The sequence below is a fragment of the Nocardia sp. NPDC050799 genome (genome assembly GCF_040654015.1).
In the GTDB taxonomy this organism is placed as follows: Bacteria; Actinomycetota; Actinomycetes; order Mycobacteriales; family Mycobacteriaceae; genus Nocardia.
Window position 1 is genome coordinate 242,530 of record NZ_JBFAHF010000002.1, and the last position, 21,663, is coordinate 264,192.

At 70.9% G+C, this 21,663-nt stretch carries 20 protein-coding genes; 9 read left to right on the plus strand and 11 right to left on the minus strand.

The window, feature by feature from the left end; genetic code table 11:
* Positions 1 to 32 precede the first annotated feature (32 nt).
* On the minus strand, positions 33 to 893 hold the full coding sequence (locus tag AB0H42_RS03765; RefSeq protein WP_357049293.1) for a metalloregulator ArsR/SmtB family transcription factor: 861 nt from the start codon (positions 891 to 893) through the stop codon (positions 33 to 35).
* Between the two features lie 514 nt (positions 894 to 1,407).
* Here AB0H42_RS03765 and AB0H42_RS03770 point away from each other — a divergent pair.
* Positions 1,408 to 2,631, plus strand: coding sequence for a serine hydrolase domain-containing protein (locus tag AB0H42_RS03770; protein WP_357049296.1), 1,224 nt, complete (start codon positions 1,408 to 1,410; stop codon positions 2,629 to 2,631).
* A gap of 4 nt (positions 2,632 to 2,635) precedes the next feature.
* On the opposite strand, the gene ilvA is transcribed toward AB0H42_RS03770, so the two are convergent.
* Both ilvA and AB0H42_RS03780 read right to left on the minus strand, forming a co-directional pair.
* On the minus strand, positions 2,636 to 3,991 hold the full coding sequence (gene ilvA, locus AB0H42_RS03775; protein WP_357049583.1) for a threonine ammonia-lyase IlvA: 1,356 nt from the start codon (positions 3,989 to 3,991) through the stop codon (positions 2,636 to 2,638).
* Between the two features lie 109 nt (positions 3,992 to 4,100).
* Complete coding sequence (locus AB0H42_RS03780) at positions 4,101 to 4,535, minus strand: nitroreductase family deazaflavin-dependent oxidoreductase (protein WP_357049299.1); 435 nt, start codon at positions 4,533 to 4,535, stop codon at positions 4,101 to 4,103.
* Between the two features lie 190 nt (positions 4,536 to 4,725).
* On the opposite strand from AB0H42_RS03780, the gene AB0H42_RS03785 reads away from it, so the two are divergent.
* The gene (locus AB0H42_RS03785; protein ID WP_357049302.1) at positions 4,726 to 4,956 is read left to right on the plus strand and encodes a hypothetical protein; all 231 of its coding nucleotides are present in this window, start codon (positions 4,726 to 4,728) and stop codon (positions 4,954 to 4,956) included.
* A 139-nt stretch (positions 4,957 to 5,095) separates the two neighbouring features.
* Entirely contained in the window at positions 5,096 to 6,508 is a 1,413-nt protein-coding gene (locus tag AB0H42_RS03790; RefSeq protein WP_357049305.1) for an amidase, read from the plus strand.
* Between the two features lie 8 nt (positions 6,509 to 6,516).
* Here AB0H42_RS03790 and treY read toward each other — a convergent pair whose 3' ends face one another.
* Together treY and AB0H42_RS03800 are read right to left on the minus strand one after the other, a co-directional pair.
* Complete coding sequence (treY, locus tag AB0H42_RS03795) at positions 6,517 to 8,919, minus strand: malto-oligosyltrehalose synthase (RefSeq protein ID WP_357049308.1); 2,403 nt, start codon at positions 8,917 to 8,919, stop codon at positions 6,517 to 6,519.
* Positions 8,920 to 9,158: 239 nt separating this feature from the next.
* Positions 9,159 to 9,701, minus strand: coding sequence for a cupin domain-containing protein (locus AB0H42_RS03800; RefSeq protein WP_357049311.1), 543 nt, complete (start codon positions 9,699 to 9,701; stop codon positions 9,159 to 9,161).
* Positions 9,702 to 9,730: 29 nt separating this feature from the next.
* Here AB0H42_RS03800 and AB0H42_RS03805 point away from each other — a divergent pair, with 29 nt between their 5' ends.
* Together AB0H42_RS03805 and AB0H42_RS03810 are read left to right on the plus strand one after the other, a co-directional pair.
* A complete protein-coding gene (locus tag AB0H42_RS03805; protein WP_357049314.1) occupies positions 9,731 to 10,165 on the plus strand; it encodes a MarR family transcriptional regulator in 435 nt (144 codons plus the stop codon).
* 243 nt (positions 10,166 to 10,408) lie between these two features.
* Positions 10,409 to 11,698: an adenosylmethionine--8-amino-7-oxononanoate transaminase gene (locus AB0H42_RS03810; RefSeq protein ID WP_357049317.1), complete on the plus strand. Its 1,290-nt coding sequence runs from the start codon at positions 10,409 to 10,411 to the stop codon at positions 11,696 to 11,698.
* 66 nt (positions 11,699 to 11,764) lie between these two features.
* Here the strand turns inward: AB0H42_RS03810 and AB0H42_RS03815 are convergent, their stop codons facing one another.
* The 6 genes from AB0H42_RS03815 to AB0H42_RS03840 form a co-directional block, all read right to left on the minus strand.
* The gene (locus AB0H42_RS03815; protein ID WP_357049321.1) at positions 11,765 to 13,906 is read right to left on the minus strand and encodes a DUF2339 domain-containing protein; all 2,142 of its coding nucleotides are present in this window, start codon (positions 13,904 to 13,906) and stop codon (positions 11,765 to 11,767) included.
* A gap of 94 nt (positions 13,907 to 14,000) precedes the next feature.
* Positions 14,001 to 14,636: a response regulator transcription factor gene (locus AB0H42_RS03820; protein ID WP_357049586.1), complete on the minus strand. Its 636-nt coding sequence runs from the start codon at positions 14,634 to 14,636 to the stop codon at positions 14,001 to 14,003.
* 116 nt (positions 14,637 to 14,752) lie between these two features.
* Positions 14,753 to 15,925 carry a DUF5931 domain-containing protein gene (locus tag AB0H42_RS03825; protein ID WP_357049324.1) on the minus strand — a complete coding sequence of 391 codons (1,173 nt, stop codon included), beginning with the start codon at positions 15,923 to 15,925 and terminating at the stop codon, positions 14,753 to 14,755.
* Positions 15,926 to 16,062: 137 nt separating this feature from the next.
* Positions 16,063 to 16,794: a dethiobiotin synthase gene (gene bioD, locus AB0H42_RS03830; RefSeq protein WP_357049327.1), complete on the minus strand. Its 732-nt coding sequence runs from the start codon at positions 16,792 to 16,794 to the stop codon at positions 16,063 to 16,065.
* Complete coding sequence (locus AB0H42_RS03835) at positions 16,791 to 17,942, minus strand: 8-amino-7-oxononanoate synthase (RefSeq protein WP_357049330.1); 1,152 nt, start codon at positions 17,940 to 17,942, stop codon at positions 16,791 to 16,793. Before AB0H42_RS03835 ends, bioD begins: the two co-directional genes overlap by 4 nt.
* Positions 17,943 to 18,016: 74 nt before the next feature.
* Positions 18,017 to 18,601, minus strand: coding sequence for a TetR/AcrR family transcriptional regulator C-terminal domain-containing protein (locus tag AB0H42_RS03840; RefSeq protein ID WP_357049333.1), 585 nt, complete (start codon positions 18,599 to 18,601; stop codon positions 18,017 to 18,019).
* A gap of 155 nt (positions 18,602 to 18,756) precedes the next feature.
* On the opposite strand from AB0H42_RS03840, the gene bioB reads away from it, so the two are divergent.
* The 4 genes from bioB (at position 18,757) to AB0H42_RS03860 (ending at position 21,604) form a co-directional block, all read left to right on the plus strand.
* Entirely contained in the window at positions 18,757 to 19,794 is a 1,038-nt protein-coding gene (gene bioB, locus AB0H42_RS03845; RefSeq protein ID WP_357049336.1) for a biotin synthase BioB, read from the plus strand.
* A gap of 50 nt (positions 19,795 to 19,844) precedes the next feature.
* Positions 19,845 to 20,054, plus strand: coding sequence for a hypothetical protein (locus AB0H42_RS03850; RefSeq protein ID WP_265808188.1), 210 nt, complete (start codon positions 19,845 to 19,847; stop codon positions 20,052 to 20,054).
* Between the two features lie 2 nt (positions 20,055 to 20,056).
* A complete protein-coding gene (locus AB0H42_RS03855) occupies positions 20,057 to 20,758 on the plus strand; it encodes a DUF2567 domain-containing protein (protein WP_357049339.1) in 702 nt (233 codons plus the stop codon).
* A 315-nt stretch (positions 20,759 to 21,073) separates the two neighbouring features.
* On the plus strand, positions 21,074 to 21,604 hold the full coding sequence (locus tag AB0H42_RS03860; RefSeq protein WP_357049342.1) for a DUF1353 domain-containing protein: 531 nt from the start codon (positions 21,074 to 21,076) through the stop codon (positions 21,602 to 21,604).
* Positions 21,605 to 21,663 lie beyond the last annotated feature (59 nt).

Below are 21,663 nucleotides of genomic sequence, written 5' to 3' on the forward strand. Positions count from 1 at the left end.
GGACCCGCACCGCCACGGCCCGGCCGGGTCGATCAGTTCAGCGGATTGCGCCGCTCCAGCAGTACGGCGTCGCGCCAGCGACCTTCGGAGCGGCCGCTGCGCTCCCGGATACCGACGGTGCGGAAGCCCGCCGCGTGATACAGCGAAATACCGATCCGGTCCTCCGGGAACGCGGTGGTCTGCAGGGCGCGCAGGCCCGCGTCCTCGGCGGCCGTGACCTGGCGGCGCAGGAGGGCGGTGCCGACACCGCGACCCGCGAGTTCGTCGGCGACCATCACGCAACTGTCGGCGACGTCCCGATAGAACTCGTGGCCCGAGACCGGGGTAAGGGCCGCCCACCCGGCGATTCGACCGTCGGCTTCGGCGACCCATCGGTGCCCGGGCAGCCACTGGCGGTCCAGGGCCTCCCGGTCGGGTGCGTCGGCGGCGCCGACAGCGGGATAGGCCGTGCCCCGGGCGGCGTGGATGGCGCGCACGGGTTCCCAGTCCGCGTCGGTCAGTGCCCGGACGGTGATATCGCCCGGCGGCTCGTCCGGGCCGGATGGCCGGGGGGTGAGCAGGCCCATCACCGCGTCGGCGGTGTGCGGTAGTTCGGTGCAACGGTGCGGATCGACGGTGACGAGGGTGGCAGTGCCCTCTTTGTGTACTGTCACGAACCCGGCGTCGGTGAGCTTGCGGACATGGTGGGAGACGGTCGGCTGTCCGATACCGAGTGCTTCGGCGATTTCGCCGATGTGGATGCCGGTGGGGCTCGTGGCGACCTGGTGCAGTAACCGGACCCGGGTCGGGTCGGCCAGGCAGGAGAACCAGCCTGCGTAGATGGCCGCGTCGGCGACCGGGAGCGCGTCACCGCGCACCTGGTCCCGCACGACCGGCGGTGCCAAGGAGGTCATGGGGCCCACTATATCGACGGAAGATATTCGATCCGAGAAAGTCGACTTTCGGCCGTTTATCCAGTGTCGTCGATATTGCCGGGTGCCGGTATCGCCGGTAACCGCGATCCCTTTCGGGTGCGATTGCCGGTGGCCGGTGCACCGATATAGAAATATGCCGCCTACCAGGGAATACGCACGAAACGGATTCCGCCGCGCACCGGTACGGCCCGGCATGGGAGCAGCTCGCGGGTGGTCGGATGCGACGTCTATTCCCGGCCGGAGCGCGAGTGTGAATTCTTTACCGATTTGTTTCCTGGGGCCCGGATGGAATTGCCGCGCCGTGTCCGGGAAAGTGTCCGCGGCGAATTCTCCGGAGGGTAGCTGTCCCGGACGATTACATTCGGATGTCCACGCGCAACCGGACGCGGCGTGCTTCCGGCCGGCCGGTCACGGCGTACCCGGCAGCGTACCCGGCTGTCTACCGTCCGGGACGGACATTGCCGGAAACCTTGGATGACCTTACTGTGTAAGGATGAGCAGCGTCGCTTATTCCGGCAGCGCCGGAGCAGAATTTCGGCGGCTGACGTCCGCATTCACCCGGGTCTACGGCGGCCGGAAGGGCGTAGGTGCGGCGCTGGCGGTGTACCGGCACGGGGAACCGGTTCTCGATATCTGGACGGGGGAGTCCGCGCCGGACCGGCCCTGGAGTCGCGATACCGGTGCGGTGGTCTTCTCGGCGACCAAGGGAATCTCGGCCACGGTTGTGCATCGGCTCGCCGATCGCGGTCTCATCGACTACGACGCCCCGGTCTGTGAATACTGGCCCGCGTTCGGTTGTAACAACAAAGACAAGATCACCGTCCGGCAGGTCCTCACCCATTCGGCCGGCCTGTCCGGTGTCGGCGCGCTGGCGGCGCAGGGTGCCGAACTGCTCGACCACGACCTCATGGCCGAACGGCTGGCCGCCGCCACCCCGGACCGGCTGCTCGGTGTTCCGGCCTATCACGCGATGACCTTCGGCTGGCTGCTTGCCGGACTGGCCCGGGAGGTCACCGGCGTCAGCATGAAGGAACTGTTCCAGCGCGAGGTCGCGATCCCGTTGGGCACCGACGGTGTGCACCTGGGCCGCCCGCCCGCGGGATCGGTCACCGTGGCGGCCGAGAGCTTCGGCGCGGGCTTCTCCTTCGCCGGTACACCGCGCGGTTCCCGGGTGGTCGCCCTGCTGCAGGCCATTCCCGGCGCGCTCGGCGTCAGCAGCCGCTCCCTGTTCATCCCCGGCGCCGAGGCCATCCTGACCGGCCCGAATCCGCCGCTGCTGGACAGCGAGATGCCGGCCGCCAACGGTGTGTGCAGCGCCAACGGCCTGGCCGCGGTGTACGAACCGCTGGCCTGCAACGGGCTCGCCGGGGGCCGGCGGTATCTGTCCGGCGCCGCCGTACAGGCCATCCGCCGGATCGAACGGTTCCGGCCCGATACCGGGTTGTTCCTCTATATGGGACCCCTGTGGCATCTCGGGTACCACGCCATGCCCACCCTCGGCGCGCCCCGCGGGTTCGGCCATATCGGCCTGGGCGGCTCGTTCGGCTGGGCGGATCCGGACAGCGGTATCTCGCTCGGTTTCGTGCACAACCGGCTGGCGATGGAAACGCTGGCCGTGGATCAGTCGGCGTTCGCCTGGCTGCTGCCGCTGGTCATGTCCGGGGCCCGCTCGGCCGCCCGGATCGGCCGCGGCGCACCCCGGGAGGCCGCGGCCTGATCGCTCAGGTCAGATAGCGGTAGGCCGGGGAACCCGGTTCGAGCCGCTCACACTGGATCGGGGAATGGGCGATCCGGTCCAGCAGCGGGTGCAGGCCGGTACGTTCGCCCAGTTCGACACCGACCAGGGCGGCTCCGGTTTCCCGGTTGTTGCGTTTGACGTATTCGAACAGGGTGATGTCGTCGTCGGGGCCCAGTACCTCGTCGAGGAACCGGCGCAGCGCCCCCGGTTCCTGCGGGAAGTCCACCAGGAAATAGTGCTTGAGCCCTTGGTGGACCAGGGAACGTTCGATGACCTCGCCATAGCGGGACACATCGTTGTTCCCACCCGAGACCACACAGACCACGGTGGACCCGGGTTCCGGGGGTGATTCCAGCAGCCCCGTGATCGCCAGCGCGCCCGCGGGCTCGGCGATGATCCCCTCGCTCTGATACAGGTCCAGCATGGCGGTGCAGACGGCTCCCTCGTCCACCCGCAGCAGCCGGAAGGAGCCGGCGCCGCCGGGGGGTTCGGTCGAGATGAGCAGGGGCAGGGAGCCGTGCGAGACCACCCGTCCGCCGAAACCGGCCACCGCGTCGTAGGGGACCCGGCCGATCCGGCGGACCGCGGCGCCGTCGACGAACGGGTCGACCTCGGGCAGGGTCACCGGCCCGCCCGCGACCAGCGCCGCGGTCATCGAGGCGGCGCCGGCGGGCTCGACCGCGAGGATCGCCGTCTCCGGGGCACGTTCCCGCAGATAGGTGCCGATACCGGCGAGGCACCCGCCGCCGCCGACGGGGACCACCACCAGATCCGGCGCGGTTCCGAGCTGATCGAGGATTTCGGCGGCGATGGTGCCCTGACCGGCGGCAGTCCGGGTGTCGTCGAACGGCGGCACCATGGTGGCGCCGGTGCGCCGGACATCGTCGGCCGCCGCGGCGGCCGCGGCGTCGAAGGTTTCGCCGACGGCGATCAGTTCGACGAACTCGCCGCCGTGCACCCGGATCCGGTCGCGCTTCTGTCTGGGCGTGGTGGTGGGGACGTAGATGCGGCCGGTGATACCCATGGCCCGGCAGGCGAACGCCACGCCCTGGGCGTGGTTACCGGCGCTCGCCGCGACCACACCCGCCGCGCGCTCGGTGTCGCTGAGCTGGACCACCAGGTTGTATGCGCCGCGCAGCTTGTAGGAGCGCACGACGGTGAGATCCTCGCGTTTGAGGTACACCTGGGCGCTGGTCAGTTGCGACAGGCGCGGGCATAGTTGTAGGGGAGTGGGCTCGATAATGTCGGCGATGCGTTTGGCTGCGGCGTCGATCTCGTCCGCGGTCAACGCGGGACGGGCTTCTGGCAGGTGAGTGAGCACATCGGACACCCGGTCCATGCTGCCACCCACCGCGGCCGGAGCGCGCGGCGGGTGGCCGTGTCCTGCGCTTTCCTTCATCTGGGCAGCGTGGTCCCGGACTGCCGGAACCACGCCCGGACCGGTGTCGTCAGCGCGGGCTGAGCACGAAGACCGGGATCCGGCGATCGGTCTTGAGCTGATAGTCGGCATAGGGCGGGTAGGCGGCGACCGCTCGCGTCCACCAGAGCGCCTTCTCCTCGCCGAACACCTCGCGGGCGGTGTAGTCCTTGGTGACCGTGCCGTCCTGCAATTCGACATGGGGTTCGGCGACCACATTGTGGTACCAGACGGGATGCTTCGGCGCGCCGCCCAGTGAGGCGACGATCGCGTATTCGCCGTCGTATTCGACCCGCATGAGCGCGGTCTTGCGCAGCTTGCCGGTCTTGTTGCCGACGGTCGTCAGCACCACCACCGGCATGCCCTGCATAGTGGTGCCCTCGGTACCGCCGGAGTTCTGGATCCTCTCGGCCTGCTCGCGGGCCCAGTCGGAAGTGGACGGTGCGTATTCTCCAGTCAATGGCATATCCCGGGAAACGTCTCGGAAGGCGCCGCTTGTTCCCGGGGCGGTCCGACCTGGCCGGACAGGGCTCGCGCGGTCGCCCGGCCCACCGAGTCGGCGGCCGCGCGGGGTTTCGGGCCGGACGGCGGAGTATGTGGGCGGGAAGACAAAAGTTCGATGGACCGAACACCATCGCCACGGGTAGCCTGAACATATGACCGCATCCCCGCTCACCGCCCCGCGCGCCGCCGTCCGCGGCCCGGCGGCTGTCGATATCGCGGGGTCGCGCTGGCCGGTGTACAAGCTGGAGGCGCTGATTGTGGGACTGCTGGTGTCCCTGGTGGTGGCGGTCGTCCTGGGATCGGTACAGACCGGGGTGCTGCTGGGAGCGGCGGTGGGCGTGCTGCTGTGGTCCGCCGGGTGGTGGCGCTCGGCGCGCCGATAGCCCGGCGCTTCCGTGCGCCGCGCCGGGCGCAACGAGCCCCGCGCGGTTCCCTTCCGTACTAGTCTGGGCCGAGTTGAACACACGTCCACTTGGCTCCGGGTCGGATATCCGGGTCCCCGAGGTACACGCGAGCCGATTCATGACCGATCGAGTACATGCCTTCACCGACGACGCAATGGGCGAACACGATGCGGTGGCGCTCGCCGCTCTGATCCGCGCCGGTGCGACGAGTCCGGCGGAACTGGCCCGGGCGGCTCTGGCCCGGGCCGAAGCGGTGAATGCGCGGTTGAACGCGATCGCCTACCGGTGCCCGGAGCCGCGACCGGCCACGGCCGGAGACGGCGTGTGGTACGGGGTGCCGGCCTTCGTGAAGGACAACGCCGATGTGGCCGGGCTGCCGAGTTGTTACGGCAGCGCGGCCGTCACAGCGCATCCCGCCGGTAAGGACGATCGGTTCACCGCACAACTACTGAGTACCGGGGTGACGGTGCTGGGCAAGACCACCATGCCCGAATTCGGCTTCACCTCCACCACCGAGTTCGAGCACGGCGACCCGACCCGCAACCCGTGGGACACCGGGTACACCGTCGGCGGGTCCTCGGGCGGATCGGCCGCCCTGGTGGCGGCAGGTGTGGTGCCGGTGGCGCACGGTAACGACGGGGGCGGATCGCTGCGCATCCCGGCGGCCTGCGCGGGTCTGGTCTCGCTGAAACCCAGCCGGTTCCGGCACCTGGACAACGCCCAGGCGCGGCAGTTGCCGATCAAACTCGTCTCCGAGGGTGTGCTGTCCCGGTCGGTGCGCGATCAGGCGGCCTACCACGCCGCCGCCGAAGCCTATTGGCGCAACCCGAAACTTCCGCCCATCGGCACCGTCGAGGGGCCCGCCACGCGGAAACTGCGGATCGGTCTGCTGACCACGGCGTGCAACGGTCTGGAACCCGACGCCGAAACCCTGGCCGCCGTGACCGCGACCGCCGGGATCCTGGAGAGCGCGGGGCATACGATCGAGCCGATGCCCTCGCCGGTCTCGGCGGAGCTGGTCGCCGATTTCCTGCAGTACTGGGGATTTCTGGCGCAGATGTCGGGCGTCACCGGAAAGCTGAGTCACGGCCGCTCCTTCGACGCCGCCCGGCTGGAGACCTTCACCAAGGGGCTGGCCGCCGCCTTCCGCCGGCGGCTGTTCGCCACCCCGGGTGCGTTGTACCGGCTGAACCGGGCCCGCGCCGACTACGACGCGGTACTCACCCGCTACGACGCCGTCCTCTCGCCGGTACTCACCCACACCACACCCGAGATCGGATACCTGAATCCGGGCGTGCCGTTCGCCGAATCGATCGAGCGGGTCACGAATTTCGTCGGCTATACACCGATCAACAATGTCACCGGGTCGCCGTCCCTCGCGGTTCCGGCCGGTCTCACCGCGGCCGGGCTGCCGGTCGGGGTCATGCTCAGCGGGCCCTACGGTGGCGAACGTACGCTGCTGGAACTGGGTTTCCTGCTGGAAGCGCAGGCGCCGTTCCCACGGATCGCCGCCGCGGACACCGGGTCCTGACGGCGCGGTCAGCGGACCAGCAGCGCGACCGGAAGGCGGGCGAACAGTTTCTCCGTGCGGGCGCGGTTCTGGAACGTATGCCCGGTGAGACGGTCGGTCCAGGATCCGCCCGAGAGTTCGATATAGGTATCGCCCCAGCCGGTTTCCCCGATCGCGACACTGTGCCGGGTGACGGCGACGATGATCTCCGGGTCGGCGCCGACCCGGCCCCGGGCATAGGCGACGAGTTTGTCGGCGTGCTCACCGTGCCCGAACACCGGCGTGTAGGTGCCGCCGACGAAGCATTCCGGGCGTTCCCGCCGCAACCACAGCGCGTAGGCGACCAGCCACATCTTGGCGGCGCCCGTGATATCCAGCGGCGGCGTCGTGGTGAGGGTGTGCAGCATCCCGCCCCGCGACCCGAAGTCGACCGGGCGGCGATTGTCGGGGTCGACCAGCGAGTCATCCCAGACCTCACACCCCTGGTAGATGTCGGGGATGCCCGGCGCGCACAGCTGCAGCAGTTTCTGTGCCAGTGAATCCGACCAGGCGTGCGGGGCCAGATCGTGGGCGAGATCGGTGAGCTGGCGGCCGACCGGCCCGTCGATCACCTGGTCGAGCCAGGCGTGCACCGCGTTCTCGAACTCGGCATCGGGTTCCTCCCAGGAAGTGTGCTCCCCGGACTCGCGCATCGCCTTCTCGGCGAACCGGTGTACCCGGTCGCGCAGACCCGGCACCGAAGGTGCCGGACGCCCGTCGGCGGGCCACATTCCGAACATGTTCTGCAGCAGGAACAGTGCGGTGGCGCCGTCGGGCGGGGGCAGCTTCTCGAGCCATAGGGTGACCGCACGGGCCCACATCCGGGGGACCTGGGAAAGTACCCCGATCCGGGCCCGCACATCTTCGCCGCGTTTGGTGTCGTGGGTGGACAGGGTGGTCATCGACGCGGGCCAGCGGCGCGCGCGCGAGGCGTTGGCGAGATGGAATTCGTTGACGGTGCGGCCGAAACGCGCCGGGTTACCACCGATCTCCTGGAGCGACACCAGGCGCACCGCGCGGTAGAAGAGAATGTCCTCCACGGCTTTCGCGCCGATCGCGGTGCTCACCTGATGGAACCGGGTCCACGCGGTACGGCCGGCGATCAGCGCGCTCACCAGGACCGCCAGCGGTACCCGCAGTTCCGCGTTGCGTTTCTCCACCTCGGCGACCACCGCGCTGATCATCCCGACGAGCGGGGTGTAGTCGGCCCGGGCGACCGGCAGGAACGACAGCACCTCGATGGTGGCATTGGTGAGGGCCATGGTGTCGAAATCGTCGGCGCCCGCGTCGGCTTTGATCGCGGCGACCAGGCGGCGCAGTTCCGGCGCCAGGATGCTCTCCGCGACCGCGCGCTTGATGCGATGTTCCTTCTCGCCGACCCACACCCGATCACTGCCGTGCCCGGTGATGTGGCGGGACAGCTCGGTGAGGATCTGTTCCCCGGCCGGTTCCAGCAGCACCCCGCCGAAATCGGCGATGCCGTCGTAGCCGGTGGTCCCGTCGATCGGCAGGGTGGGGTCGAGGGGCTCCCGGTTGGCGAGGGTCTTCTCCACCAGCAGCAGCCGGGTGGGGCCGATCAGCTGCCGTAGGCGTTGCAGGTATCCGGCCGGGTCGGCGAGGCCGTCGGGATGGTCGACCCGGACACCGTCGATCAGATCGTGTTCGCACCAGGCCGCGAGTTCGCGATGGGTGGCCTCGAACACCACCGGATCCTCCTGGCGCAGCGCCGCCAGCCCGCTGATCGACAGGAACCGGCGATATCCGCAGATCCCGGATTTCCAGCTCACCAGCCGGTAGTGCTGTTTGTCGTGGATGCGCAGTGCATTGTCGCCGTCGGTGCCGGGCGCGATGGGGAAACGGAGTTCGTGCAGGGCGAGCAGCGGTTCGGGGCCGGATCGGTCGACGGTGAGGGCGGCCGGGTCGTTCGCGCCGCGCAGGACCGGTAGGGCCAGCCGGCCGCCCACACCGTTGCCCGGACTCCAGTCGATATCGAAGAACGACGCGAACTGGGATGTGCGACCGTATTGCAGCACATGCCACCACCACAGGTTCTGCTGCGGATCGGCGACCCCCACATGGTTGGGCACCAGGTCCATGATCAGGCCCATCCCGCGGTTGTGCACCTCGTCGGCGAGTGCCTTGAGTCCGAGCGGGCCGCCCAGCGCGGCGGAGACGGTGGTGGGGTCGGTGACGTCGTAGCCGTGGGTGGAGCCGCGCGCGGCCGTCATCACCGGGGAGATGTAGATATGCGAGACACCCAGTTGCTGGAGGTATTCCGCGATGGCCGCGGCCTGGGCGAAGGTGAGTCCGTCCGGGCGCAGCTGAAGCCGGTAGGTGCTGCGGACCGGAGTGGCGCGCGGATTGCGGCGGAAGCTCGGCGGGTCTGCGGGCATACGGTTCTCGGTCGGGGTCCTGAGGAGCGCGGCGGGTGGAAAGGCGCCGGAGCCGGCCGGCGCGGGGGTGCTGGGACTGGCCGGAATCAGCGTGGATGCTCGGCGTCGCCCGATGGCCGGGTGCCACGCGGATACACCACCGGCGGTGTCACTTCCTCGATCAGCGAGTCGGACGCGTCCATGGACATGACACTAGCGCCATTTCGGCGCGCGGATGCCAGGGGTCACTGGCTGATTGCTCAGGGCCGGTCGGCCGGGCCCGTCCAGCGGCGTGCGTAGCCGGTTCGCCGGGCGATTGCGGCGAGACTTCCCAGAATCGCGCGCTGCAGCCAGGGTGGGATTCCGGCGAGGTAGCCATCCTGCAGTTCCCAGAGCAGGGCGAGTGCCAGCGGATTGCGTGGGACACCGGAGCGAGTGGTCGCCCCCGCTCGGTCAAGGGCGCTCCACAGCGCGAACATCTCGATATGCCGCAGGGGCGGGCGGATCTCGTGGTCGAGCACCGTATCGGGCGCGACGCTACGGAATTCGTGGACGGTACGGGCCGCGGCGCGCACCGTATCACCGGGGCCGGCCGTGATGTCGCGGCCGTCGACGCGGAACCGGAGCGCGCCGCGCCGTACCGTCCAGCTCTCGCCGATCACGGGGTGCCAGTGCGGGCCCGCCTGCCGGCCGGGGGTGGGCAGTTCGTGGCGCAACCGCAGATAGGGGCCGTGCGTGTCGGTGCCCTCGTCGACCACGGTGACGCGGTGACCGTTGCGGAAGGAGATGACCTGGTCTGGCATTTCTCCATTAGAAAGGTTACCTTTGTAATATGTCAACGACGCCGTCGCTGCTGAAATTGCTCGCGCTGGCCACCCGGGCCGTCGAGGCGGAACTGAACGACGAACTGCGTACGCGGCTGACCGGGGAGTTGAGTCCCGCGCACTATGTGGTGTTCCGGTATCTGGATCCGGCGGGATCGCGGGTGGGGGAATTGGCGGCGGCCGCCGGGATGACCCAGCAGTCCATGGGCGAACTGGTGGGTCGGCTGGAGCGGGCCGGGCTGGTGCGCCGGCAGGTCGATCCGCGGGACCGGCGGGCCCGGCAGGTGGTGTGTACCGAGACCGGGCTCGCGGCACTCGAACTGGCCGGGGAGCGCATCGGGCGGATCGAGGATCGGATACGGGCGGATGTGGGGGAGGCCGGGACGGTGGAGTTGCGGCGGCTGCTGACCCGGGTGGCAGCCGTGCTGGACGGGGCCGGCTGACGATCGGGGGGGCAGGCGGGTGTGCGTAAGTGTCGAGCAGTCCGCACGCCGGTGCTGTTCGACCGCCTGCACGGCGGCCACGTGGAGTAGGTCGTGGGTGAGGCCGCGCCTCCGGCGGCATCGGGTCGCTGCGCGCCGACGTGTGTCCCTGCTGTGCCGCCCGGCCTGTCCGGGTTGGTAACTTGAACGGCGTTCAAGATTTCGTGCGGCCGGCCGCGGTCGCGCTACGAGTGGAGGATCGCCGTGCTCGCCGCCCCCGCAGAACTCACCGCCGCGCAGATCTCCGACCTCGACGCGCGCTATGTGTGGCACCCCTACGGCGGCTTTCCGCCCAGCACCGAACCGCTGGTCGTCACCGGGGCCGTGGGCACCCGGCTGACGCTGGCCGACGGCCGCGAACTGGTGGACGGGATGAGTTCGTGGTGGGCCGCGGTACACGGCTACCGGCACCCGGTCCTCGACGAAGCGCTGGTGGCGCAGTCGCGCCGGATGAGTCATGTGATGTTCGGCGGGCTCACCCACGAACCGGCGGCCCGGCTGTGCGAACTGCTGGTGCGGCACACCCCTGCCGGCCTGGACCGGGTGTTCCTCTGCGATTCCGGTTCGGTCGCGGTGGAGGTCGCGGTGAAAATGTGCCTGCAGTACTGGCGGTCGATGGGGCGCCCGGAAAAGCGCCGGCTGCTGACCTGGCGCGGCGGATATCACGGCGACACCTTCACGCCGATGAGTGTGTGCGATCCAGAGGGCGGGATGCACGCGCTGTGGACCGATGTCCTGGCCGAACAGCTCTTCGTCTCCGCGCCACCCCGGGACTACCGCGACGATTACGTGCGGGAGCTGGAACACGCCGTCGCCCGGCACGCGTCCGAGCTGGCCGCGATCGTGGTGGAACCGGTGGTCCAGGGGGCGGGCGGGATGCGCTGGCACGATCCCCGCTACCTGGCCGACCTGCGCCGGCTGTGTGACGAGCACGGGGTCTTGCTGGTGTTCGACGAAATCGCCACCGGGTTCGGGCGGACCGGCACGCTCTTCGCCGCCGAGCAGGCGCGGGTCGCACCGGATGTCATGTGCGTGGGCAAAGCACTCACCGGCGGATATCTGACCCTCGCCGCCGCGCTGTGCACGAGCGAGATCGCCGAGTCCGTCAGCGCCGCGCACGGGGGACTCATGCACGGCCCGACGTTCATGGGCAATCCGCTGGCCTGTGCCGTCGCGGTCGCGTCGGTGGAACTGCTGCTCGCGCGCGACTGGCAGGCGGAGGTGGCCCGGCTCGGCGCCGGCCTGCGTGCGGGTCTGGCTCCGGCGCGGGAGCTGCCGGGGGTGACCGAGGTGCGGGTACTGGGCGGTATCGGAGTGATCGAGCTGGATCGGCCGGTGGATATGCGGGCGGCCACCGCGGCCGCCGTCGCCGCGGGCGCCTGGATCAGGCCGTTCCGCAACCTGATCTACGCGATGCCGCCCTATATCAGCGACGGCGCCGATATCGCGACCGTCACCGCCGCCATGGTGGCGGCGGCACGTGCGGGTTCCTGAACCGTCCCCGGCCCCGGTGGCGGGGTGCCACCGGAGCCGGGGCCGGGGCGGCGCCCCGGGGCGGGATCAGTGCGGTGCGGCGGACCCGGAATCGTCCCGGCGGGCACCGCTCTCGGCGAATGCCCGGGCGTAGCGGGTACCGGCGATGAGCAACAGCACCCCGACCACCAGGAACGCGGTCACCCGGATCAGCCCGTCGAGGGTGGCCAGATCGAACAGGAACAACTTCGCCAGCGCCGCGGCCGTGACCAGCAGTCCGGAGCCGAGTGCGACCTTGGCGGCCGTCGGCGCCCCCCCGCTCAGCCGGCGCAGGCCGTACAGCAGGGCGGCCAGCGCACCGGCCATCCAGACGATGGTGGCGATACTGTGGCCGACGACGAATCCGTCGGCGATACCGGAGATCACCCCGAGCGAGACGGCCGTGGCGGTCACCAGGTAGAGGGCCGTAACGCTGCCACCGACCCACAGCAGGGTGGCGCGGGAGTCGGTGGATTCGCCGGGATGCCGCGACGCGGTGAACCGGCCCGCGCCCCACAGCGCCACCGCGACCACCGCGAGCCCGGCGATCGCCGAGGCTGCGATCCCGGCCGAGAGTTCACGCACGGCGATCCATTCGGTGGACAGGGTGCCCGGACCGGCGACCACCAGGAAGGACAGCCCGCCGAGGGCGGCGTACCCGCCGCCCAGCGCCGCCGCGACCCGGTTGCGGGTGCGGCCCGCGATCCCCAGGTAGCAGGCGGCGACGAGGAACAGGCCCAGGGCCGACGTCGCCTCGGTGGTCACGCCCCACAGAGTTTCCAGCAGGGCGAACGAACCGGCGACGGCCGCGACGGTGGCGGTATGGCCCGGTACGCGGGCGAATTCGCGCACCTTCGGCAGTAGCGCGGTCGCGGCGAGCGACAGCAGGACGACGGCGTAGCCCGACGAGATCACGGTGGCGGCCGGCCGGTCGAACAGGGCGGACGCGGCGAGCAACGGGGTGGTGGCCAGCGCACAGGTCAGGGTGGCCACGATATCGCCGGAGCGGTGCCGGACCACGACGACGGTCCCCGCCAGGCCCACCGCGGCGACCGCGACAGCGGCCACGAGCACCAGCACCTTCCGGCCGGGATCGTCGGTGCCGATCGCCGCGGCGACGACGGCGATCTGGGTGGCGAGTACGGCCGGAACCGTGCGCACCAGATGCAGGAACGGCCAGTCGTACCGGTACTGCACCGGCACACAGGCCAGTTGCAACACGATCAGGAAGGCGAGCAACGACAGCTCGGTGCTGACGAACGGGGCCAGCACCACAACACCTGAAACGACGAGAACGGCCAGGGCCTGGGAGCGCCACTGCACCGCCAGGCCCACCCCGGCCGCGGCGACACCGAGTGCGACGGCGAAGCCCGGTACCGGGTGCAGCCAGTCGTAGATCGTGGTCGTCGCGATCACGTCCAGATAGGCGCCGGCGAAACCGGTGGCGGCCAGCGCGACCCCGCCGACCCGGCCGCCGGTGCGCCGGTACACCCGCATACCGGCCCCGACCAGGGCCGCCGAGAACGCCGCCCCGGCGACGACGCGGGGGACCGGACCGAAGATTCCGGCCTGGGCGGCCAGCACCAGCAGCATCACGACACCGATGAGGGTCACCGCCACCCCCGCCACCGCGAGCAGCCGGCTGATCACGCCTTCGCGCTGCCACCACGGTGTGCGCGGCGCGACCGGGCCGGCCGGGCCGCGGCCGGGAGGTACAGGTGGTACCGGTGGCCGGTTCCGGTAGATCGGGTACGCGCCGGCATATCTACTGTGCGGTTGCGGTGGTGGGACCGGCCGGTGCGGCTGCGGCGCGGCGGCCGCGGGGACACCCCAGGGGGCGGGCCCGGGAGGTGCCGGCATCGGGCCGCCGGCCGATGCCGCCGCGCTTCCGCCGGCCCGCGCACCGGGCGTCCCTGCCGCGTCCGGTGTGGTGGCAGGCGAAGGGGACCGCGGCACGGCGGGTTCGGCGGTGTCCGGAGTGGCCGGTCCCTGTTCGGCCGCCGGCGCGGACGCACCGGCGACACCGGGCTCCGACCGCCGCGGTGTCGCAGCACGCACCTGCCGGTGCAGCGCCTCCAGATCGCGACCCAGTGTGCCCAGCTGACCGCCGAGCGTGGTGAAATCATCGGCGATCGAGGTGAACTCGCCGGACAGGCGGGCGACCAGCGCCGGATCGATCGAAGTCGTCATACCTCGATGGTCGGCGGCCTCCCTGCCGCGCGGATGAGTAGGACTACTCGGGCCGGCGCCGGGATCTACCCGATGTGCCTGAAACTACTGCGGCTCAGTCGTCGAGCCCCTGCTCGATCACGTAGCGGGTGAGTTCGACCCGGTTGGCGAGTTGTAGTTTGCGCAGGGTGGCCTGCACATGGTTCTCGACCGTGCGATGGCTCAGATCCAACCGGGTCGCGATCTGTCTGGCGGACAGGCCCTTGGCGACCAGTCGCAGTACTTCGGTCTCCCGGTCGGTCAGCGCGGGCCGGTGCGGGGCGCCGGGATCCGCCGGGGCGGTGGCCATCCGGCGGTACTCCCCGAGGACCAGGCCGGCCAGCCCGGGGGTGAACACCGCCTGCCCGGCGGCCGTCGCGCGGACCGCGGCGACCAGTTCGGCGGCCGACGCGCTCTTCACCAGATAGCCGGAGGCCCCGGCCTTCACCGCGTCCAGCACATCGTCGCGTTCGCCCGACGCCGAGAGCACCAGGACCCGGCTCTCCGGGGACACCCGCAGCACCTCGGCGGTGGCCAGCGCCCCGTTGCCGTCGGGCAGCTGCATATCCATCAGCACCACCTGGGGCCGGGTCGCGGCGGCCCGGCGGGTGGCGGCCGCGGCGTCCTCGGCGGTGGCGGCCACCCGGAAACCGGCCTCGGTGAGATCGCGGGACACCCCCTCGCGCCAGATCGGATGGTCGTCGACCACCATCACCGAAATCGTCTCCGCCGCCTGTCCGCTCACGCCGCCGCTCCTTCCGCGTTCGCGCCGTCCTCATCCTGCCAGAGCCACGGGGCTCGCCGGGGTGCCGAACACGCGGGACAGGTTCACCCGCGGGGAATACGGAACTCCCATTCGGTGCCCTCGCCGACGGTGGCCGCGGTGAGCAGTTCGGCGGTGCCGCCCAGCGCCGCGATCCGGCCGGTGATCGATCGCGACACCCCCATCCGGCCCTCGTGCTCGGCCTCGGTGAGCCGGCCGGGAGCGATACCGACACCGTCGTCGCGCACACTCACGATCAACTCCGTGCCGGTGTCCTCCAGCAGCACGAACGCCCGGGCCGCGGGGCCCGCGTGCAACTCCACATTGGCGAGGGCGGCCGCGACGGCGGCGGCGATCTCGTCGGCGGTCCAGCGGCCGAGCCGCACCGGATCGCCGGGGGTCGAGACCACCACGTCCGGCGCGGCGTGCGCGGTGAGCAGGGGACGCAGGTCGACGGTCGCCGCGTCACCGCCGGACGCGGTGCCCTGTTCGGAGATGAGCCGCCGCAGCGCGATCTCCTGTTCCCCGGCGCGCTGGGCCAGCTCGGTGGCCGGGCCGCCGATCGCGGTGCCGCGCCGGGTGATGTAGGAGAGGATCTGCAGGACACCGTCGTGCACCTGCCGCGCCAGCCGTTCCCGCTCCTCGGCGGCCGCGGTGAGTCGCACCGCCCGCTGCAGCTGCTCCTGGGCGCGCCGCGCCGTATTCGCGGCCAGACCCAGCGCCAGCCCCACCGAAACCAGCACCGGGGCGGTGGCATCGGCCCAGACGTCCTGGCCCCATTGCTGTCGCATGGTGATGATGGTGGCCGCGACGACCAGGCCCGAGACGACTCCCGCGACGGGGCCGCGCAGGATGGCGACCGAGATCACCGCGTTCGCCGACCACATGGTGGTAGGGAGGGGCTGATGTCCGTGGTACCAGTCGTAGTCGGCGACCAGCGGTGTCGCCGCGATCAGGCCGAGGACCACGAGATGGTCGCCGACCACCACCAGCGTGCGGGTGCGTGCGGTTTCGGGGGTGTGCCACTGGGCGAGCAGCAGGGCCGAAACTCCCGACCAGAGCACCATGAGCGCGATGAGAACCCAGCTCAGCCGCTGGTTCTCGTAGTACCGCACGGAGGCGATCTGCTGGCCCACCGCATACAGCAGCGTGACCAGCCGGAATGCCTGCACCGCCCGCCACAGCGGCGCGGTCGCGGCATCGGCGGGATCGGGTTCGCCGGTCCGGTGCGGGCGCATACGGTGCCTTCCTCGTACGACTTCCGACAGGGAAGTGGCCGGCCGTTGCCTCTGGGCCGGGGCTTGCCCGGCCCCGCGTGGACCGCGGCACGCGCCGCCGTCTCTCAGCGGATTGGGTTGGTGGCCGCACCCGGACCTTAAGGAGCCGAGGCGGCGATCGGTGGACGAACCCCCGGTTCGGTGGCGGCCGGTCCGAGATACCGCTCGGCCCATTGCCGGTCGAACCACCCCGGGGCCGCCGCCCGGAAACGCTCCGGGGGCCACGACCCCGCGCCCGCCGGTACGGCACCGACGAGTTCGACGCCGGTGACCCGCGGCAGGTCCGCGCGGTTGGTCCGGGTCGCGAGATCGGGTCGCGTGGGCCACGAACCCACCACCAGGCCCGCGCATTCCACCCCGGCCTGCCGCAGCGCCCAGGTGGTGAGTTCGCTGTGATTGAGGGTGCCGAGACCGGCGGCGGCGACCACCAGCACTGGGGCCGCCAGTTCCCGGGCGAGATCGAGCAGGGTGAATTCACCCAGCCGGACCAGCAGGCCGCCCGCGCCTTCCACCAGCACCAGGTCGGCGGATCCGAGATCGGCGATGGCGGCGGCGGTTTCGGTCAGGGTGAGCAGCGGAGCGCCGCAGCGGCGGGCGGCCGTGGCGGGGGCCAGCGGTTCGGGGTAGCGGGCCGGTTCGACGGTCCGGGTCACTCCGGCGAGGGCGGTGACGACGGCGAGATCACCGGGTTCGCCGGGGGCGATACCGGTCTGGGCGGGTTTGCAGACGGCGACCTCGCGACCGGCCGCGACCGCGGCCGCGGCCAGCGCGGCGGTGGTCACGGTTTTGCCGACCTCGGTCGAGGTGCCGGTGACGAAGAGCAGGGTCATATCGCCACCACCCCGCCGCGGGCCCGGACGAGGATCGGGGTCAGCACGGCGCCGATGGTGGCGACATCGGCGGCCGACAGGTCGGCGCGGGCGGTGATCCGCAGCCGGGAGGTGCCCTCCGGAACCGACGGGGGCCGGAAACAGCCCACCTCCAGGCCCTGTTCGCGACAGGCCACCGCCGCCTCGTAGGCGACCCGGGGATCGCCCAGCACCACCGGGACGACCGCCGAGTCAGGGGTGGGTACACCGGCGACCCGGGCTATCTCGGCCGCCCGGTCCAGCACGCGGTGGGGTAGTCCCGGGTCCCGGCGCAGGATCCGCAGTGCCGCGCGGGCGGCACCGACGGCCGCCGGCGCCAGGCCGGTGTCGAAGATCATGGTGCGGGCCGTATCTATCAGGTGCGCCCGGACCCGCCCGGCGCCGAGAACCACCCCGCCCTGGGCGGCGAGGGCCTTCGACAGGGTCGCGGTCACCACCACGTCGGGTTCGCCGGCCAGACCGGTCTCGTGGACGAGTCCGCGTCCGCCGGCACCGCGCACACCCAGCCCGTGCGCCTCGTCGACCAGCAGTACCGCGCCGTGCGCGCGGGTCACCCGGTGGAGTTCGGCCAGCGGTGCGAGGTCGCCGTCGGCACTGAACACCGAATCGGTGAGTACGAGGGCGCGTTCCTCGCTGCGAGTGGCCAGCAGCCGGCGTACCGCGCCGATATCGCGATGCGGGGCGATCTCCACCCGGGCGCGGGACAGGCGGCAGGCATCCACGAGGGAGGCGTGGCAGCCGGCATCGGAGACGATCAGCGAACCCCGCCCGGCCAGGGCGGTGACGGCACCCAGGTTGGCGGCGTAGCCGGAGGCGAACACCAGCCCCGCCGCGAATCCGGTGAACTCCGCCAGTTCGGTTTCGAGAAGTTCGTGGTCGGTGGTCGTACCGGTGACCAGCCGTGAACCGGTGGATCCCGCGCCCCACCGGTGCACGGCCGCGACGGCTCCCGCGATCACCTCGGGATGCCGGGCGAGCCCGAGGTAATCGTTGGAAGCCAGATCCAGGCCGGGCGCGCCGGCCGGGCGTGGCCGGAGGCGCCGTCGTAGTCCGGCGGTGGTGCGCGCGGCGGCGTTGTCGTCGAGCCAGGCCAGTGGATCGGAGGTCACGGGGGAACCATACTTGAACGGTGTTCAAGGTTGCGCCGAGTGTCCCTCGGTCGAGAATCGCGCGCCCCGCTGTGTCAGCGGATCTCGGCGCCCAGGCGGTGCCGGATACCGGCGGTGAACAGTTGCAGGCCGAAATCGAAGCGGGCCGTCGGATCCTCGGACGCGGCGAGGGTGCCGGTCTCCGCGGTCAGGGCGCCGGCGGAGTCCATCTGCAGCCGGGATTGTTCGTCGACGGTGTGCCCGAGCACGTAGTACAGCAGCGTGTACGCGGCGAGTTCGGCTTCCGCGCGCGGGATTCCGGCGCGGATGACCGCGGCGGCGAGTCGTTCCCGGCCCTTGCTGGTGGTCAGGCGGGAGGCGTAGGTGGCCGAGACCAGTTCCGCGCCGTCCCGGTAGGTGAGCAGGCAGTCGCGCAGGCGATGGGCCAGTTCGGCGAGTGCCTCCGACCAGTCGCCGGCGCGCACCGGCTGCTCCATCGGGGCGAGGATCCGGTCGGCCACGGCGCCGAGCAGTGCCTGTTTGTTCGGGAAGTGCCAGTACAGCGCGCCGGGCTGCACCCGCAGCGCGCCGGCGAGCCGGCGCATGGTGAGGTCGGCCAGACCGTACTGGTCGAGGATGGCGACGGCGCCGTCCACGACGTCGTCCCGGTGTAACTGCACGGTGCGGACCTCCCGATATCGCTGACTTCTCCTGACGCTACCCCAGCCTGAACGCTGTTCAATCTTTGGCGCTACCCTGTCCTGAACACTGTTCAAGTTCTGGGTTCCGCACCGACCGGAACCAGGAAAAACCTTTCTGACGAAGGGATCCGCCCGTGACACAGGCACCCACCGGGACACCTGATACCGCCGCGACCACCGAGGACGTGCTGACCCTGGCGCGGGACCAGGTCCTGGAACGCGGAATGGGGCTGACCCGGGAGCAGACCCTCGCCGTCCTGCGCCTCGGCGACGACCGCCTCGAGTCCCTGCTCGAACTCGCCCATGAGGTACGGATGAAGTGGTGCGGTCCCGAGGTGGAGGTCGAGGGCATCATCAGTCTCAAGACCGGCGGCTGCCCGGAGGATTGCCATTTCTGCTCCCAGTCGGGCCTGTTCCAATCACCCGTGCGCGCGGCCTGGCTGGATATTCCGAGTCTGGTGGAGGCGGCAAAACAGACCGCCAAGACCGGCGCCACCGAATTCTGCATCGTCGCCGCGGTGCGCGGACCCGACGAGCGGCTGATGGCCCAGGTGGCCGCCGGTGTGGAGGCCATCCGCAACGAGGTCGACATCCAGGTCGCCTGTTCGCTCGGCATGCTCACCCAGGACCAGGTCGACCGGCTGGCCGCGATGGGTGTGCACCGCTACAACCACAACCTGGAGACCGCGCGGTCCTACTTCCCGAACGTGGTCACCACGCACAGCTGGGAAGAACGCTGGAACACACTGCGGATGGTGCGCGCGGCCGGGATGGAGGTCTGCTGCGGCGGCATCCTCGGGATGGGCGAAAGCCTGGAGCAGCGCGCCGAATTCGCCGCCGACCTGGCCGCACTCGAACCCGACGAGGTCCCGCTGAACTTCCTCAACCCGCGGCCGGGCACGCCCTTCGGTGACCGCGAGGTCCTCCCGGCCGCCGACGCGTTGCGTGCCGTCGCGGCGTTCCGGCTCGCCCTGCCCCGGACACTGCTGCGGTTCGCCGGTGGTCGTGAGATCACCCTCGGCGATCTCGGCGCCCGCCAGGGCATCCTCGGCGGTATCAACGCGGTGATCGTGGGCAACTACCTCACCACCCTCGGCCGTCCCGCCGAACAGGACCTGGACCTGCTCGGTGAACTCGAGATGCCGATCAAAGCACTCAACGAAACCTTCTGATCGGCGATGTCGTCCGGGGAAGAACCGAGGCCGTGAGTACTGTCGGCGATATGGACGCGCGCTACAACCCGTTCACGGGCCGGCCGATCGTGCCCGGACTCGACGAACCGATCGCCCGGGCGGTGGAGCTGGGGCTGGAACCGCCGCGGTTCTGTGCGCACTGCGGCCGCCGCATGGTGGTGCAGATCGACCCCGACGGCTGGTGGGCGACCTGCTCCCGGCACGGGCGGATCGATTCCGCCCGCCTGGAAAGGCGGTAGCGATGGCCGGGTGGAACCGGGCCGGAACGCGTCGTGAAATGCGCGCCGCCCTCGTCCTGCTGCTCGCGGTGATACTGGTGAGCGTGCTGGTGGGGGCCCTGTGGGGGCTGCTGGCGCCGACCGAGCGGGTACTGGTGGTCGAGCCGGGCCGCGGCGCCGCGCTGGTCGGGGAGAGCTTGCACCAGTTCGACGCGACGGCGTTGTTCGCCGGTGCCGGGGCGGTCACCGGTTTCCTGTCGGCGGTGGCGGCATGGCGGTGGCGCCGGATGCGCGGTCCCCTCCAGTGCGCCGGGCTGCTGCTGGGCTCGGTGGCCGGCGCCTGGGTCATGGCGTGGTTCGGGAACATGGTTGTCACCTGGGATAATTCGCGGCCCGAAGATCCACCGGTCGGTCAGATCGTCGCCTTGCCCGTGGAGTTGGGCACTCAGCTCGCGCTGGTGCTGCAGCCACTGCTGGCCGGACTGGTGATCCTGCTGCTGGCCGGGTTGAGCCCGGCCGAGGATCTCGGGACCGGTTTCGCCAGTGCCTTCGGCGACTCCCGGCCCCAGCCCTACGCCGATCCGGAGTTCGACGGCGTGGCGTATCGACCCGGCCCGCCCGGCACCGCGCCCTCCGCCGATCCGGCCCGAGCCGGTGCGCGGGCCGGTTTCGGCGGTGCGGCCGGCGACGATCCACCCGCTGCCCCGCCGGGCCCGCAGCGCTGAGCTGCCGGGCGCGGAGTCGAGGCCGCCACGGTCATGCCCAGCAATAAGACCGCTGTGGCGCGCGGCGACACACGCGCGTTCCAGGTCGTCGCCGCGGGAGGTGCTGCACGGTGTGATCCACCGACAGCCCTCCGGAATGGCCCGGCCGGCATACGAGGGATGCGCATTGTGGACCCGGCCGATGGATCGCGACCGCGGCCGGTACGAGTTGTCACTGTGTCCCTGTGGGCGGGACGGCCGTGCGGCCGGTTACCGGGGTTGTCACCGACGGTCGTAGGCTGAGCGAATCCGATGGGACGGCAAGGAGATTGCTTCGTGGGGTTCACCAGCGCGCTCGTGGTCGAGGAGATCGATGGGACGTTCTGGAAGGTCCGGGAACCGCTGGGTTACGCGGGCGCGGACGAACATTTCGAAGTACCCGTCGGATTCCGGACCGATTTCGCTTCGGTGCCGCGGCCGGTGGTGTGGCTGATACCGCGCTACGGCGTGTACACGCGGGCGGCCATCCTGCACGACTATCTGCTCCGCTCGGAGTCGGTGACCAAGGTCGACGCCGACGGGCTGTTCCGGCGGGCGCTGCGCGAATGCGCGGTATCGCTGCCGCGCCGCTGGATGATGTGGGCGGCGGTGCGGTTGGGCAGCCGGTTGCAGGGCGTCTCCCCGGCGGCCCTGGCGGTGTTCACCGTGATCGCGGTGCTCTCGGTCCTGTTCCTGTTGATCCCGACAGTGGCGGTCACGCTGTTCCTGCTGTTGTTCTGGATGGTCGAGGTGATCGTCTGGCCGCTGGACCGCGGGGCCCGGCGCCCGGCGAAGCAGCCCGTACCCCGGCCGGAGCTGCGGACCTGATCCCGGCCGCTCCGCACGAGCGGATCTCCGGTGCGCGCGGTCGGGTCCACTGCCCTCGG

Bases quoted from the DNA above. Each gene is read 5' to 3' on its own strand.
- AB0H42_RS03765 (WP_357049293.1), bottom strand. From the start codon at position 893: ATGACCTCCTTGGCACCGCCGGTCGTGCGGGACCAGGTGCGCGGTGAC.
- AB0H42_RS03770 (WP_357049296.1), top strand. From the start codon at position 1,408: ATGAGCAGCGTCGCTTATTCCGGCAGCGCCGGAGCAGAATTTCGGCGG.
- ilvA (WP_357049583.1), bottom strand. From the start codon at position 3,991: ATGGACCGGGTGTCCGATGTGCTCACTCACCTGCCAGAAGCCCGTCCC.
- AB0H42_RS03780 (WP_357049299.1), bottom strand. From the start codon at position 4,535: ATGCCATTGACTGGAGAATACGCACCGTCCACTTCCGACTGGGCCCGC.
- AB0H42_RS03785 (WP_357049302.1), top strand. From the start codon at position 4,726: ATGACCGCATCCCCGCTCACCGCCCCGCGCGCCGCCGTCCGCGGCCCG.
- AB0H42_RS03790 (WP_357049305.1), top strand. From the start codon at position 5,096: ATGACCGATCGAGTACATGCCTTCACCGACGACGCAATGGGCGAACAC.
- treY (WP_357049308.1), bottom strand. From the start codon at position 8,919: ATGCCCGCAGACCCGCCGAGCTTCCGCCGCAATCCGCGCGCCACTCCG.
- AB0H42_RS03800 (WP_357049311.1), bottom strand. From the start codon at position 9,701: ATGCCAGACCAGGTCATCTCCTTCCGCAACGGTCACCGCGTCACCGTG.
- AB0H42_RS03805 (WP_357049314.1), top strand. From the start codon at position 9,731: ATGTCAACGACGCCGTCGCTGCTGAAATTGCTCGCGCTGGCCACCCGG.
- AB0H42_RS03815 (WP_357049321.1), bottom strand. From the start codon at position 13,906: ATGACGACTTCGATCGATCCGGCGCTGGTCGCCCGCCTGTCCGGCGAG.
- AB0H42_RS03820 (WP_357049586.1), bottom strand. From the start codon at position 14,636: ATGGTGGTCGACGACCATCCGATCTGGCGCGAGGGGGTGTCCCGCGAT.
- AB0H42_RS03825 (WP_357049324.1), bottom strand. From the start codon at position 15,925: ATGCGCCCGCACCGGACCGGCGAACCCGATCCCGCCGATGCCGCGACC.
- bioD (WP_357049327.1), bottom strand. From the start codon at position 16,794: ATGACCCTGCTCTTCGTCACCGGCACCTCGACCGAGGTCGGCAAAACC.
- AB0H42_RS03850 (WP_265808188.1), top strand. From the start codon at position 19,845: ATGGACGCGCGCTACAACCCGTTCACGGGCCGGCCGATCGTGCCCGGA.
- AB0H42_RS03855 (WP_357049339.1), top strand. From the start codon at position 20,057: ATGGCCGGGTGGAACCGGGCCGGAACGCGTCGTGAAATGCGCGCCGCC.